At 66.2% G+C, this 14227-nt stretch carries 11 protein-coding genes and 1 pseudogene; 3 read left to right on the top strand and 9 right to left on the bottom strand.

Annotated elements, in window-relative coordinates; all coding sequences use genetic code 11:
- Window positions 1-16: 16 nt before the first annotated feature.
- Window positions 17-1663 (top strand): ABC transporter permease, encoded by a 1647-nt coding sequence (locus AC51BJ_RS02445; protein ID WP_496279224.1) that lies wholly within the window; start codon window positions 17-19, stop codon window positions 1661-1663.
- Window positions 1664-1932: 269 nt separating this feature from the next.
- Here the strand turns inward: AC51BJ_RS02445 and AC51BJ_RS02440 are convergent, their stop codons facing one another.
- From AC51BJ_RS02440 to dapC, 7 genes are read right to left on the bottom strand one after another with little or no spacing between them, the layout of a single operon-like run.
- Window positions 1933-2379, bottom strand: coding sequence for a response regulator (locus tag AC51BJ_RS02440; RefSeq protein ID WP_496279223.1), 447 nt, complete (start codon window positions 2377-2379; stop codon window positions 1933-1935).
- 27 nt (window positions 2380-2406) lie between these two features.
- A complete protein-coding gene (locus tag AC51BJ_RS02435; protein ID WP_496279222.1) occupies window positions 2407-5331 on the bottom strand; it encodes a PAS domain-containing sensor histidine kinase in 2925 nt (974 codons plus the stop codon).
- Entirely contained in the window at window positions 5328-6257 is a 930-nt protein-coding gene (prmB, locus tag AC51BJ_RS02430; RefSeq protein ID WP_496279221.1) for a 50S ribosomal protein L3 N(5)-glutamine methyltransferase, read from the bottom strand. The genes AC51BJ_RS02435 and prmB overlap by 4 nt, the downstream gene beginning before the upstream one ends.
- Window positions 6254-7399, bottom strand: a complete 1146-nt coding sequence (gene dapE / locus AC51BJ_RS02425; protein ID WP_496279220.1) for a succinyl-diaminopimelate desuccinylase — start codon at window positions 7397-7399, stop codon at window positions 6254-6256. Before dapE ends, prmB begins: the two co-directional genes overlap by 4 nt.
- 35 nt (window positions 7400-7434) lie before the next feature.
- The gene (locus tag AC51BJ_RS02420; RefSeq protein ID WP_496279219.1) at window positions 7435-8616 is read right to left on the bottom strand and encodes a PilT/PilU family type 4a pilus ATPase; all 1182 of its coding nucleotides are present in this window, start codon (window positions 8614-8616) and stop codon (window positions 7435-7437) included.
- Between the two features lie 43 nt (window positions 8617-8659).
- Complete coding sequence (dapD, locus tag AC51BJ_RS02415) at window positions 8660-9478, bottom strand: 2,3,4,5-tetrahydropyridine-2,6-dicarboxylate N-succinyltransferase (RefSeq protein ID WP_019918184.1); 819 nt, start codon at window positions 9476-9478, stop codon at window positions 8660-8662.
- Window positions 9479-9527: 49 nt separating this feature from the next.
- Window positions 9528-10742, bottom strand: a complete 1215-nt coding sequence (gene dapC / locus AC51BJ_RS02410; RefSeq protein ID WP_496279218.1) for a succinyldiaminopimelate transaminase — start codon at window positions 10740-10742, stop codon at window positions 9528-9530.
- Between the two features lie 75 nt (window positions 10743-10817).
- Here dapC and AC51BJ_RS02405 point away from each other — a divergent pair, with 75 nt between their 5' ends.
- The gene (locus AC51BJ_RS02405; RefSeq protein WP_496279217.1) at window positions 10818-11750 is read left to right on the top strand and encodes a DMT family transporter; all 933 of its coding nucleotides are present in this window, start codon (window positions 10818-10820) and stop codon (window positions 11748-11750) included.
- Between the two features lie 75 nt (window positions 11751-11825).
- Here the strand turns inward: AC51BJ_RS02405 and AC51BJ_RS02400 are convergent, their stop codons facing one another.
- Complete coding sequence (locus AC51BJ_RS02400; RefSeq protein ID WP_496279216.1) at window positions 11826-12737, bottom strand: bifunctional GNAT family N-acetyltransferase/nucleoside diphosphate kinase regulator; 912 nt, start codon at window positions 12735-12737, stop codon at window positions 11826-11828.
- A gap of 289 nt (window positions 12738-13026) precedes the next feature.
- Between AC51BJ_RS02400 and AC51BJ_RS02395 the strand changes: the two genes are divergently transcribed.
- Window positions 13027-13941 (top strand): hypothetical protein, encoded by a 915-nt coding sequence (locus tag AC51BJ_RS02395; RefSeq protein ID WP_496279215.1) that lies wholly within the window; start codon window positions 13027-13029, stop codon window positions 13939-13941.
- Between the two features lie 140 nt (window positions 13942-14081).
- Here the strand turns inward: AC51BJ_RS02395 and AC51BJ_RS02390 are convergent.
- Window positions 14082-14227, bottom strand: a pseudogene (locus AC51BJ_RS02390) (IS481 family transposase); the annotation flags it as partial.

The raw sequence follows: 14227 nt of genomic DNA, 5'->3' as shown, positions 1-14227 counted from the left end.
AGCCGGGACAGCCGGCATGCCCCACTTGTCTGCCCGCCGTCTCCATCCCCTGTCGCTGATCGCACTGCTGCTGGCGCTGCTGGTGGCCGCACCGGTGCTGTCGGTGCTGTTCAACCTTTTCAGCGGCGGCACCGGCGACACCTGGGCGCATCTGGCGTCGACCGTGCTGCCTGAGTACGTCGCCAGCACGCTGTGGCTCTGTCTTTGGGTCGGGCTGGGTACCGCGGTGATCGGTGTGTCGACCGCCTGGGCCACCGTGATGTGGGAATTCCCGGGCCGCCGCGTGCTGGAATGGGCCATGGTGCTGCCGCTGGCCACACCCGCCTACGTGATGGCCTATACCTACACCGACCTGCTGCAGTTCGTCGGCCCGGTGCAGACGGCCTTGCGTGACACCTTCGGCTGGGAGCGCGGCGACTACTGGTTTCCGGACGTGCGCACCGTCGGCGGTGCCGCCTGCATGTTCGTCGCCGTGCTCTATCCCTACGTATATCTGCTGACGCGGCAATCGCTGATCGAACGCGCTGCCGGGCTGAACGAGGCGGCGCGCATGCTGGGGCAGGGCGCCTGGGAAGCCTTCTTCCGCGTCACGCTGCCGCTGGCACGGCCGGCGATTGCTGCTGGCGTGTCGCTGGCGCTGATGGAGACGCTGGCCGATTACGGTGCGGTGAGCTATTTCGGCGTGCAGACTTTCACCACCGGCATCTACCGCGCCTGGTTCTCGCTCGGCGACCGTGTCGCCGCGGCACAGCTGGCCGCGCTGCTGCTTGGTTTTGTCGCCATGTTGCTGCTGGCCGAACGGCTGAGCCGCGGTGGTGCGCGTTTCCATGACAGCGGTCGCGCCGGCGGCAGTGCGCGCCGCCATGCGCTGTCGCGCGCCGCCGGCTGGGGCGTCACCGTCGCCTGTGTGCTGCCGCTGGCGGCCGGCTTCATCGTGCCGGCAGCGGTGCTGTTGAAGTGGGCGTTTTCCGAGGGTGACGCGCAGTTCGGCGAGCGTTTCGTCGGGCTGGCAATCAACAGCTTCACGCTGGCCGCTGTCGCCAGTGTCTGTGCGGTGGCGCTCGCGCTGTTGCTCGCCTACGCGGTCCGCACCAGCCGCTCGCGTCTGGTGGCGCTGGCGCGCTCGGCCGTCGGTCTGGGCTACGCAGTGCCGGGTGCGGTGATCGCGGTCGGTATCCTGATTCCGGTCACCCGTCTCGATCACCTGCTGTCCGGGCTGTGGCAGCAGTGGACCGGCAGCAACCCGGGGCTGTTGCTGACAGGCGGCATTGCTGCGCTGGTGTATGCCTATCTGGCGCGCTTCCTGACGGTGTCGCTGCAATCGGTCGAGTCGGGTCTGGCGCGCATCACGCCCAGCATGGACGAAGCGGCGCGCAGCCTCGGCCTCGGTGTCGGCGCGACCCTGCGCCGCGTGCACTGGCCGATGCTGCGCGGCAGCCTGCTGACCGCCTCGCTGCTGGTATTCGTCGATGTGATGAAGGAGTTGCCGGCGACGCTGGTGATGCGGCCGTTCAACTTCGACACGCTGGCCACCCAGGCTTACACACTGGCCAGTGATGAACGTCTGCAGGAAGCATCGACCGCGGCGCTGGCCATCGTCGCCGTCGGCCTGCTGCCCTTGATTGCGCTGTCGAGACAGATCGCGCGATCGCGGCGGAATTGAGGAGGCGCGCTGTCTGCGCGCCCAGCCAGACCACTGCAGCAGTAGCGTTGGCCGTGGCGGCGGGGCAGGTCGCAGACTTTGATACAGGCCGCAGTCGGGGTCAGAAGACCCCTCCCACAGAATTCCGGTGCCAGCTCCGGTCGTGAATCGGCCACCCCGCCCCTGTGGGAGCGGTCTTCTGACTGCGACTGGGCCGCTGATGTCCGCAGGCTTCGATACAGGTTGCCGTCGGGGTCAGAACACCCCTCCCACTGAACCCAGGCGCGCGCTCAGTTCGTGGGCGGATCGACCGGCTCGTTCAGCACCAGCCAGTACAGACCGAGCTGGCCGACGGCGTAGATGAACTTCTCGAAATCCACCGGCTTGCGGATGTAGCTGTTGGCGCCGAGCTGGTAGGCCTCGTAGATGTCCTGCTGCTCGCGCGAGGTGGTCAGGATGACGACCGGCAGCAGATTGGTGCGCGCAACACGCACCCGGCGCAGCACTTCCAGGCCGTCTACACGCGGCAGTTTCAGGTCGAGCAGGATGACTGCCGGTGCGACCGACAGGTCGCGGCCGGCGTGGTGGCCGGTGCCGAAGAGATAGTCGAGCGCTTCTACGCCGTCGCGGGCCACGACGACTTCGTTGGCGATGCGGTTCTTGTGAAAGGCTCGAAGCGTCAGCGCCTCGTCGTCGGGATTGTCTTCAACCAGCAGTATCGGGCGTTCGCTTGCCATAAAACCAGCCTGTCCAGGTCTCCCGCATCACTGCGATGGGGGTTCCAGCGTGAAGAAGAAACTTGCTCCGCGTTCCACCTCGGCTTCAGCCCAAATCCGCCCGCCGTGCCGCTGCACGATGCGGTGGACGATGGCCAGACCGATGCCGCTGCCTGAAAACTCACCGACCGAGTGGAGTCGCTGGAAGGGGCCGAAGAGCTTTGTTGCGTAACGCATGTCAAAGCCCGCACCGTCGTCCTTCACAAAATACACGAGCTCTCGTCCACGCTGCAAGCAGCCGATTTCGATGCGGGCGGCGTCATGGCGGCTGGTGAACTTCCATGCATTGCGCAACAGATTGTCGATCGCGATGCGCAAGAGGTTGGCGTCAGCATACACGCGCATCGACGGCTGGATGAGGAATTCTGCCCTGCGCTCGGGCTCGGTCCGGGCCAGGTCGGCGGCCAGTTCCGAGGCCATCGCGCTGAGATCCACCACCTGTCGGTTCATTTCGTTGCGCGTGATGCGGGCGAGGCCGAGCAGGTCGTCGATCAGCCGGTGCATGCGCTGCGTGCCGGCGCGGATGCGCTGCAGGTAGTCGCGGCCGCGTTCGTCGAGCCGGTCGGCGTAATCCTCCTCGATCATCCGCGAAAAACCGTCGATGCCGCGCAACGGTGCCGCGAGATCGTGCGATACCGAGTAACTGAAGCTCTCAAGTTCGCGCATCGCGGTGACCAGTTCGGCCGTGCGCTCGCGCACGCGCGTTTCCAGCTGCTGGTTCAGCGCCAGCACGCTGCGTTCGGCGTCCTTCTGCGCGCGGATGTCCAGACCGGTACCGAGCAGGTGCGGCAGACCGTCGAGGTCGATGCGGTAGAGGCTGAAGGCGTGCGCCAGGTGTTCGCCGCCGGCCGACAGCAACTCCGCCTCGAAGGTGGCGTCGCGGTGTGTCAGGGCGCGCCGGGCCTGACGCCGCAGCAGCGGGTGGAACTCCGGCGGGAAGAGATCGAGCGCCGGTTTGCCGATCAGATCGAGGGCGCGGTGGCCGGTGACCGCCTGCAGGTTCTCGTTCCAGCGACGCAGCGCGCCGCGTGCGTCGAGCAGGAAGAAGGCGCCGGGCATGCTGCGCACCAGCGCAGCCGAAAAATTCTCCTCGCGGCGCGCGGTGTCGAGCGCACGGCGACGGGCCGTGTCGTCGGAGAAGATCCAGATGGTCTCGCCCGCTTCACCGGCGTCGCTGGCCAGCTGGCGCACCGAAACGTAGGCATGAAGCGGACTGCCGTCGCGCCGCTGCAGCGTGGTTTCCTGTGCGTAGGGCTGCGGCTTGACGCGCGCAGCGCCTTCGAGCAGGCGCGACAGTTCCATCTCGTCGCGGAAGAAGGGTTCCATCGTCTGCCCGATCAGCGCCCGGCGGTCGTGGCCGAATATTTCCTGACAGCGCCGGTTGCAGTCGGCGATACGGTCGTCGCGCACATAGACGATGGCCACCGGCACGTCGTCGAGCAGGGCCTGCTTCTCGGTCACCAGCGTGCGCACCGCCTGTTCGGCCAGCTTGCGCTCGGTGATGTCGGTGATCGAGCCGGAGAAACGCAGCACCTTGCCCACCGTGTTGCGCGTCGCCAGACCGCGGTCGCGCACCCACAGGTAGTGACCGTCCTCGTGCCGCATGCGGTACTCGATATCGAACGATTCACGACGCAGGAAGTGCTCGTCGATCGCGTGCTGCAGTCGCGACAGGTCGTCCGGATGCACGCGCTCGAGCAGCTGTTCGTGCGTCTGCGGCTGCATGGACTGAGGCAGGCCGAGGATTTCGCTCAGTCGCGGCGACAGGAAGTAACGGCCGGCGCCGATGTCCCAGTCCCAGGCGCCGTCGAAGGAACCCCGCACCGCGTGGAACAGCCGCGCCTCGCTTTCGCGCAACGCGTCCAGTGTCATGCGATCGCGTGTCACGTCCTCTATCGTGCCGGAGACGTAGAGCGGCTTGCCCACGGCGTCGTGGTGGGCGCTTGCGCGCAGCCGGAACCAGCGATAGGTGCCGTCGCGCACGCGCAGCCGGATCTGGTCGTCGCTGTGCGTCATTTCGCGCCCGAAAAGCCGTTCGCGCGCGCGCCTGACCGTGCCGGCGTCGTCCGGGTGGGTGGCGGCGCCCCAGTTGAACTGCTGCGCGAACGAAGCGTCGCCGCCGTAGCCGAGCAGGTCGGGAAAGCGATCGCTGTACCAGATCTGACCAGTCTGCAGATTCCATTCCCACTGCGCTTCGTCGTGCGCGCTGGCCACCCGCGCGAGACGCTCGGCCTCGGCGACGGCGTCGCGACGGCGCTGTTCGAGCGCCGAGCAGGCCGCCTCCAGTACCTGCGCAAGTTTGCTGAGCGGATGCCCCGCCGGGAGGGCGACACGCCCCACCGGTTCGCCGCGCACCAGCGCCGTCGCCGCCGCCTCGACCGGACCGATGGCATGGGCGACGCGCCGTCGCTCGGCGGTACGCGCGCCCCAGGCGACCAGCACGCAGAAGACCGCCAGCGCACAGGCCGGCAGCAGCGTGGTCAGCAGCACCGGCAGCCCGGTGTCGCGCGCGGCGCCTATCGTCAGCGTACCGACCAGCGCGCCGTCCACGCGCAGACCGCCTTCCGCGCGCAGCGTGAGCGCGCTGTCGGCGGCGGCGGAGGCGGGCAGATCGACCAGCAGTTCACCCTTTGCGTCGCGCAGGCTGGCTTCGGTCAGCAGACCTCGGTCGTACGCGTCGGACAGAATGCGGCGCAGTTCGGGCGTCTGCCGCGCCTGCAGCGGCGCCATCAGCGTGTGCGAAAGTTCCGCGTGAACGGCACGCAAATCGCCGCGTGCCGACAGGCTGGCCAGGCCGAGCGAAATCATCAGCACGAAAACGCCGAGCGCGATCGCCTGCCAGCTCGTGGCGGACAGGCGGTGCGAACGGCGATGCGGTGTGGTGTCGGCCGGAGGCGTTTCGCTGCTGCTCATTGCTCCAGATCTTCTGCCCGCAGCAGGAATACGGGAGCAGTGGCCGAGTCGGTGTCGAGCCAGACCAGCGGCAGGTTGGGCAGCGCGGCTTCGGTTTCGGCCTGGTTGCGGCCGACCTCGACCAGCAGCAGACCACCCGGGTTCAGGTGGCGGCCCGCTTCGGCGACGATGCGGCGCACGATATCCATGCCGTCGGCGCCGGCGCCGAGTGCCATTTCCGGCTCGCGACGGAATTCGTCGGGCAGCGCAGCCATGGCCGCTTCGGTCACGTAGGGCGGATTAGAAATGATGAGGTCGTAGCGTCGCTCACCCACCGGTTCGAACAGGTCGCCGTGCAGCACTTCGATGCGCTCGCGCAGCGCGTGGTCGTGGATGTTGAGCTGGGCGACCTTGAGCGCGTCGGCCGACAGGTCGACGGCATCGACCCGTGCCTCCTGGAAGAAGTGCGCGGCGGCGATCGCCAGACAGCCGGAACCGGTGCACAGGTCGAGGATGCGCTCAGGTTCGCCCATGTCGTCGAGCCACGGCGCGAAGCCGTCCTGCATCAGTTCGAAAATGTGCGAACGCGGAATGATGACGCGTGGATCGACGCGGAAGCGGAAGGGGCCGAGCCAGGCTTCGCCGGTGATGTAGGCGGCCGGTTCGCGCTCTTCGCAGCGGCGTTCGGTCACGCGCATCAGGCGCTCGCATTCGTCCACCGTCAGCGCGGCGTCGAGGAAGGGTTCGAGGCGATCGAGCGGCAGGTGCAGCGTGTGCAGCACCAGATAGACGGCCTCGTCCCAGGCGTCGACGAAGCCCTGGCCGAAGGCGACCTCGGCCGCGCCCATGCGGCTGACCAGATAGCGCACCCAGTCACGCACCGACATGAGTTCTTCCGGCGGCACCGTTTTCTTCGCGGGTGCCTTGTCGCTGGTCTTGAGTTTCATGCTGTGTTTCCTTGACCGAGCAGCCGGTCGAGCAGGTTTTCGTAGATGCGCGACAGCGGCTCGATGTCGGCCACCGCCACGCATTCATTCAGTTTGTGGATGGTGGCGTTGCTCGGGCCGATCTCGACCACCTGGGTGCAGATGTCGGCAATGAAGCGGCCGTCCGAGGTGCCGCCGGTGGTCGACAGTTCCGTCGTCAGTCCGGTCACGTCGCGGATGGCCGCTTCGGCCGCATCGACCAGCGTGCCGCGCGGCGTCAGGTAGGGCTTGCCGCCCAGCGTCCACACGATGTCGTGGTCGACGCCGTGCCGATCGAGTACGTCAATCAGCCGCGCTTTCAGCGATTCGGGCGTGCTGGCGGTCGAGAAGCGGAAGTTGAACAGCACCTCCAGCGTCCCCGGAATGACATTGGTCGCGCCGGTACCGCCCTTGATGTTCGAAATCTGCCAGCTGGTCGGCGGGAAGTACTCGTTGCCCTCGTCCCAGCGGATGGCGGCGAGTTCGGCCAGCGCAGGGCCGAACATGTGGATCGGGTTCTTCGCCAGGTGCGGGTAGGCGATGTGCCCCTGCACCCCCTTGACCGTGAGCTTGCCGGACAGCGAACCGCGGCGGCCGTTCTTGATCATGTCGCCCAGCTTCGTCACCGAAGTGGGCTCGCCGACCACGCAGTAATCGAGCTTCTCGCCGCGTGCGGCAAGTCGCTCGACGACGCGGATGGTGCCGTCGATGGCATCGCCTTCCTCGTCGGAGGTGAGCAGGAAGGCGATCGAGCCGGCGTGGTCGGGGCAGCGCGCGACGAAACGTTCGGTCGAGGTGACGAAGGCAGCCAGCGAAGCCTTCATGTCGGCCGCGCCGCGGCCGTACAGCATGCCATCGCGCACGACCGGTTCGAACGGGTCGCTGTTCCACTGGTCGAGCGGGCCGGTGGGCACCACGTCGGTGTGACCGGCAAAGCAGAACAGCGGGCCGGCGGTGCCGCGACGCGCCCACAGGTTGGACACGCCGCCGGCGTCGATGCGTTCGAGTGTGAATCCGGCTGCGGCCAGCCGGTTGCCTATTGTTTCGAGACAGCCGCCGTCGACTGGCGTGACCGAACGGGTGGAAATGAGCTGCCGGGTGAGCTCAAGGGTTGCATCTGACATACAGGGGAGGAATCCGGAGGTGGTCGGCGATGCGGTCAGCGGCCGCTTTCGTCGAGGTTGAGCGAGAACTCGGCAAACGATGCGCCAATCGGCTCGGTCGACTCGAGATCGCGCATTTCCAGGCTGGGCGCATCGGCCTTCGGTGCTTCCGGCGCACCGAACTGCGAGTTGTTGATGAGCCAGGACAGATTGGTCGGCGAGTCGGAATTCGACAGCGCCTCGTCGAGCGTGATTTCGCCCTCGCGATAGAGGCGGAACAGATCCTGTTCGAAGGTTTGCGAACCGGGCGCCATGCTGCGCTCCATCGCTTCCTTGACGCTGTTGATTTCGCCGCGCTCGACCAGCTCGGAAATGTGGCGCGTGTTCAGTAGCACTTCGACCGCCGGCATGCGCCGGCCATCCGGCTTGCGCACCAGACGTTGCGAAATGATGCCCTTCAGCGTGACCGACAGGTCGAGGAAGAGCAGCGGACGGCTGTCCAGCGGGAAGAAATTGACGATGCGGTTCAGCGCGTGGTGGGCGTTGTTGGCGTGCAGCGTGGCCAGGCAGAGGTGGCCGGTCTGCGCGTAGGCGAGGGCGGCCTGCATGGTTTCGACGTCGCGGATTTCGCCGATCAGGATGCAGTCGGGCGCCTGGCGCATCGCGTTCTTCAGCGCCGGCGCCCAGCCCTCGGTGTCCATGCCGATCTCGCGCTGGTTCACGATGGACTTCTTGTGCTTGAACAGGTACTCGATCGGATCCTCGACCGTCAGGATGTGACCCGACTTGTTGGCGTTGCGATGGTCGATCATCGCCGCCATCGTCGTCGACTTGCCGGAACCGGTGGCACCGACGACCAGGATGAGCCCGCGCTTTTCCATGATCAGCTCGGTCAGCACCGGCGGCAGGCCAAGCGTGTCGAGCGGCGGAATGTCGCCGAGGATGTAGCGCACCACCATGGCGATGCTGCCGCGCTGCCAGAACATGTTCACGCGGAAGTTGCCGAGGTCGCGCCGGCCGAAGGACAGGTTCAGTTCGCGCGTCTTCTCGAACTTCTGCTGCTGCTCGTCGCTGAGCATTTCGTAGGCCATGCGCTGGATCGTTTCCGGATCCATCACGCGCTGGTTGATCGGCACCGTGGTGCCCTGGATCTTGATCGCGATCGGCGCGCCGGCAGAAATGAAGATGTCGGAGGCGTTCTTGTCCGCCATGACCTGGAACAGCTTGTCGAGAATCACGGCGGGCCTCCGACGGCAGCGACTTCAGTGGATCAGTAGGGGCTCAGGCGCGCAGCAGTTCGTTGATGCTGGTCTTGGCGCGCGTCTGCGCGTCGACCCGCTTCACGATGACCGCGCAGTACAGGCTGTACTTGCCGTCGGCCGACGGCAGGTTGCCGGACACGACGACCGAACCTTCGGGCACGCGGCCGTACATCACCTCGCCGGTGGCGCGGTCGTAGATCTTGGTGCTCTGGCCGATGTACACGCCCATCGAGATGACGCAGTTGTCCTCGACGATGACGCCTTCGACCACTTCCGAACGGGCGCCGATGAAGCAGTTGTCGCCGATGATGGTCGGGTTGGCCTGCACCGGCTCCAGCACGCCGCCAATGCCGACGCCGCCCGACAGGTGCACATTCTTGCCAATCTGCGCGCAGGAACCGACGGTGGCCCAGGTGTCGACCATGGTGCCTTCACCGACATAGGCGCCGATGTTCACGTAGGACGGCATCAGCACCGCGTTCTTCGCGATGAAAGCGCCGCGGCGCACGGTGGCCGGCGGCACGACGCGGAAACCGCCGGCGCGGAAGGCCGCTTCGTCGTAGCCGGCGAACTTCATCGGCACCTTGTCGTAGTAGCGCGTTTCGGCGCCGTCCATGACGACGTTGTCCTGCATGCGGAAGGACAGCAGCACCGCCTTCTTGATCCACTGGTGGGTGACCCACTCGCCGTCGATGCGCTCGGCGACGCGCAGTGCGCCGCTGTCCAGCTGCGAAAGGACGAAGTCGATTGCTTCGCGCACTTCGGCCGGCGCATTGGTCGGCGAGTACTGGGTGCGGTTTTCGAAGGCGGTTTCGATGATCTGCTGTGCGGCCTGCATGGAGGGTGTCCCGTAAGTTTTATGGTGTGGAGGGTAGTGGCGCCGCGGCTCAGAGCGCGCGGCAGAACTGCACGATGCGTTCAGCGGCCTCGATGCACTCGCCGGCGGGTGCCACCAGCGCGATGCGGACGAAGCCTGCCCCCGGGTTGATGCCGTGGGCGTTGCGGGCAAGGTAGCTGCCCGGCAAAACCGCAACATTATATTCGGCGAGCAGCCGGCGGGCGAATTCGGCGTCATCGATCGGCGTGCGCGCCCACAGGTAGAAGCTGGCGTCCGGCAGCGGCGAATCCATGACCGAGGCGATCAGCGGCTGCACCGCGTCGAACTTGGCGCGGTACTGGTCGCGGTTGTCGCGCACGTGCGCCTCGTCCTGCCAGGCCGCGATGCTGGCACGCTGCACTGCCAGCCCCATCGCGCTGCCGTGGTAGGTGCGGTAGAGCAGGAAGCGCTTGAGCAGGCGGGCGTCGCCGGCAACGAAGCCGGAGCGCAGGCCCGGCACGTTGGAGCGCTTGGACAGGCTGGAAAACACCACCAGCCGCTCGAAACCGCTGCGGCCGAGCGCCTGCGCGGCCTGCAGGCCGCCGAGCGGCGGTGCCGCCTCGTCGAAGTAGATTTCCGAATAGCACTCGTCGGAGGCGATCACGAAACCGTGGCGGTCGGCCAGTTCGAACAGCGTGCGCCATTCCTCCAGCGTCATCACCTTGCCGCAGGGGTTGGCCGGCGAGCACACGTACACAAGCTGCACGCCCTTCCAGTCGGCGTCGGCGATGCGGTCGAAATTGCAGGCGAAGCGATCGTCCGGCAACTGGTTGTAGAAGGCGAGCTGCGCGCCGGCGAGCAGGGCCGCGCCTTCGTAGATCTGATAGAACGGGTTGGGTGCGAGCACCTTGGCGTCGGGCCGGCTGGCATCGATCACGCACTGCGCGAACGAAAAGAGCGCCTCGCGCGAGCCATTCACCGGCAGCACCTGGGTCGCCGCATTCACGGCAGGCAGACCGTAGCGGCGCTGCAGCCAGGCCGCGATACACTCGCGCAGCGCGTCGATGCCTGCGGTGGTCGGATACACCGCGAGGCCGTCGAGCGCGCCGGTCAGCGCATCCTTGATCAGCTGCGGCGTGGCATGCTGCGGCTCGCCGATCGACAGGCGCACCAGCGGCAGATCGGCCGGGCCGGTCACGCCGGCGGTCAATTCCTTCAGTCTTTCAAAGGGATAGGGTTGGAGCAGCGACAGATGGGGCGTGACGGGCAGGGTGTCGTTCAACATGAAAGTCAGCAGTTTCGGTCCTTGAAGCCGGTGACGCCGACCGCGGCGCCCGGAAACGCATAAGTATACGTCCCGATGCTCACTTCCCGCCGGCCGTCTTCACGGCTGCTGCCCTCGATCGCGCTGCTCGCCGGCGCCGTCATCTGGGGCCTCATCTGGTACCCCTACCGCGTCATCGACGCCGCCGGCATGGGCGGCGTCACCGCCACCTTCATCACCTACGGCCTTGCCTTCCTGTTCGGCCTTGTGCCGCTGTGGCCGGTGCTGCGCCGTACCCGGCCCAGCTTCTGGCTGGTCGCGCTGGCGCTGGCGGCCGCCGGCACCAATCTGGGTTATGTGCTGGGTACGCTGGACGGCGTCGTGATGCGCGTGCTGCTGCTGTTCTACCTGTCGCCGCTATGGACCGTACTGCTGTCGCGCCTGCTGCTGGGCGAACGGCTGAGCCGGGCGGGTGCCGGCGTGATCGCGCTGTCGCTGGCCGGCGCCTTCGTCATGCTGTGGCGCCCGGAACTGGGCCTGCCCTGGCCACAGGGCTCCGCCGAGTGGATGGGCCTGGGCGCCGGCGTCTGTTTCGCGCTGGCCAACGTGCTCATCCGCCGCACGGCCCACATCGAGATCGAACAGAAGGTGATGGCCGTCTTCCTCGGCGTCATCGCCGTCGCACCCGTCGCCGCCTGGCTGCGCGGCGAAGCCCCGCTTCAGCAGTTCGCCGCCATCGGCGCCGACACCTGGCTGCTGCTCGCGCTGATAGGCGGCGTGCTGCTGCTGGTCAATCTGGTGGTGCAGTACGGCATCACCTTCCTCAGCGCCAACGCCGCGATCGCGCTCTTCCTGTTTGAACTGGTGGTCGCCGCGATTTCGTCGTGGTGGCTGGCGGGGGAGGTGATGGGCGTGAAGGAGTGGATAGGAGGTGCGATGATCATCGCGGCCAGTCTGTTTTCGGGGCATCTGGAGGCGCCGCGAGATGCAGAGCGGGCGCAGGGAAGTGAAACGGCTCTTCGCGGTTAGTCCGATGCGCGGAAGCGCGGCGTGCGCCAGCAGGCCACCACTGGAGTTCCTGGGCGGCGGCCCGCCTTGGCGAAACTACAGGTGGAAATCGCCCGCCGCTTCCGGCTGGTAAAGCACACGCTCGATCCGGATGCGCCGGGTCCGGTGCGGCGTCCGCCAGTCGATGCAATCGCCCTCCCGGTAACCGAGGATGGCGGTGCCGACGCTGGAGCAGACCGACAGCTTCCCGGCACTGCCGTCCGCGTCCTCCGGATAGACCAGGGCCACTTCCATTTCCTCGTCGTCCAGATGCAGCACGGCGCGCGAGTTCATCGTGACGACATCCCGCGCCACCTGGCGCGAATCGACCACGATGGCGCGTTCGATTTCGTGTTCGAGATCGACCACGTCCGCGTCGACCTCCAGCGCGATCAGGTTGCGCAGCCGGGCCTGGTCGATTTCGGTGACGTAGATGCCGGCGGGGTCGCTCTCCGTGTCTTCGCGCAGGCGCTGCAGATAGCGCTCCCAGTTCATGGCGAATGACTTCAGCGTCGGTGTCTCGCTTTCGAGCACGAAGCCGCAGCGCAGGAAGGCGTTCAGCGAGCGCGTGTTGTCGGCGTGAATCCTGGCGATGAGCTTTTGGGCCCGCATGTCGAAGAAGGCGAGCTTCATGCCTTCGCGCAGCGCACTGGCGCCCAGCTTGCGGCCCCAGTTGTCGCGGTCTCCGATGACCAGCACGATCTCGCAGTCCGCGCCGGTCTTGACCAGGCGGACGAAGCCCACCGGCCGGTCATCCCGGTCGCAGGCCATGAAGAAGCGGCCGCCCTGGTTGAACAGATGAGTCAGGACGGGTAGCTGAACCCGACTGACGACCTGTTCGATGTGGCGGGAGACGTGACGCGAATCGCTCAGATAGCGGATGACGTTCTCGTCCTCCAGCCAGTCCATCAGATTCAGCGCGTTGGCCCGGGTGATTTCCGGGCACAGAGAAATGAAAGGCTTGCTCATTTTCACCCCATTCGATCTCAAGGATGAAAGCCTTCCATGGTCAGTGCCATGACGGTTCTTTCGACGGACGCGCCATTTTAGGGCATTGGGCACGAACGGGCCAGTTCGCGCGCCGCGGCAGAGGGGCAGATGCGCGTGCTTTCGCGTCATGCGCGGCGAGGCAGCCGTAAGGTCGCTTTTCACGCGTTCGCAAGAATGCGTGAATTGGTACGGACGTGACAGGTGTTGCACTGCACAAGATACGACTTTTGGCCTAGCATGAAACCATTGCCTTCGTGTGGACCGAGCGATGCAACGCGATACCGAAGAAATCTACCCACTCGGGTGCAAGCGCAAGGTGGCGGGCGAGTACCGGGTGCACTACTACGGCTACTGGATCAAGATCTACGAGCCGCCCGCTGACTCGCTGTCGGCGAAGAAGAAGCTGATTGAGGCGTTGACCCGGCGCCTGTTCAACCATGTCGAGCACGGCATCAACATTCCGGGCTCCCGCCTGAACGAGGCACGCGCCGCCTACGATGCCGAGCAGGATCCCGCGCTCAAGCGGGTCAAGGGCGGCATGCTCGCGGGGGCGCTGTTCAACCGCGCGACGGACATATTCACCAGACTGGTCGAACTGCAGGCGGCGGGTGTCGAGATCGACAGCGACAACGGCCTGATGCGCGAGTGCGGCCACTGTCTTCAGGAAGCGCTGGAGCTCGGTCGCTCGGTGCGGCACCGCAGCGGCGAAGAAGGTATCGACGAAATGTGGGGCGAGCCATTCAAGGCATTTTCGGTGCCGGTCGAGTCGTTCTACGAAAGCCGTTACATCAAGATCGCGCTCACCATGCGCGATATCGACCTGATCGCCGGCGAACTGTGCGACACCTTCGGCAATCGCCCACGCTTCAAAGGACTTTCCGACCTTGTCGTGAGCTTCGCCGATGCGGCCAAGATCAAGACGGAAACCCTGCGCACGGACAAGTGCATCTTCGATGTCTGGGCCGGCTTCGCGGTGTCGGCGGAAGAGCTGCTCGCCTTCGTGCCGGACGATGCGGACTGTACGGACGCTGAACGGCGCGATCTCGATCTGGGTGTGCGCCTGATCCGTCAGGGCACGGAACTGCTGAGCGACATCACGCGGGCACGGGTGCCGATGCCCAAGAGCACCCGTGAATTCGTCGCACGCTGCGCCGACTACCGCTTGCGCGCGCCGTCCTGTTGATGCGATCGCCGAGGCAGGCCTGAAGGCGATCGCTGCAGTACCGCCGCGAAACCGCCGCTGTGCCCGGTGCCGTGCCTGATCATGCAATGAGCCACAACGGACGCGCTGAAACCGGCAGGCTGCTGCAGGACTGACCGACCCTAGCTGTGAAGAGTCAAGAGGTTGTTCTGCGAATTTGAGAGACGGGACATAGGGACTTTGCAAGCGATGCCGTGATGAGGTCGGTGCCAGTTGTAGAAGTGGTTCCAGAGAGGCAAAGCGGCTTTGCGCAGGTCGGAGTTGGGAT

The organism is Methyloversatilis sp. S146-33, assembly GCF_059552495.1.
This window is presented reverse-complemented; position numbering and strand designations above follow the sequence as displayed.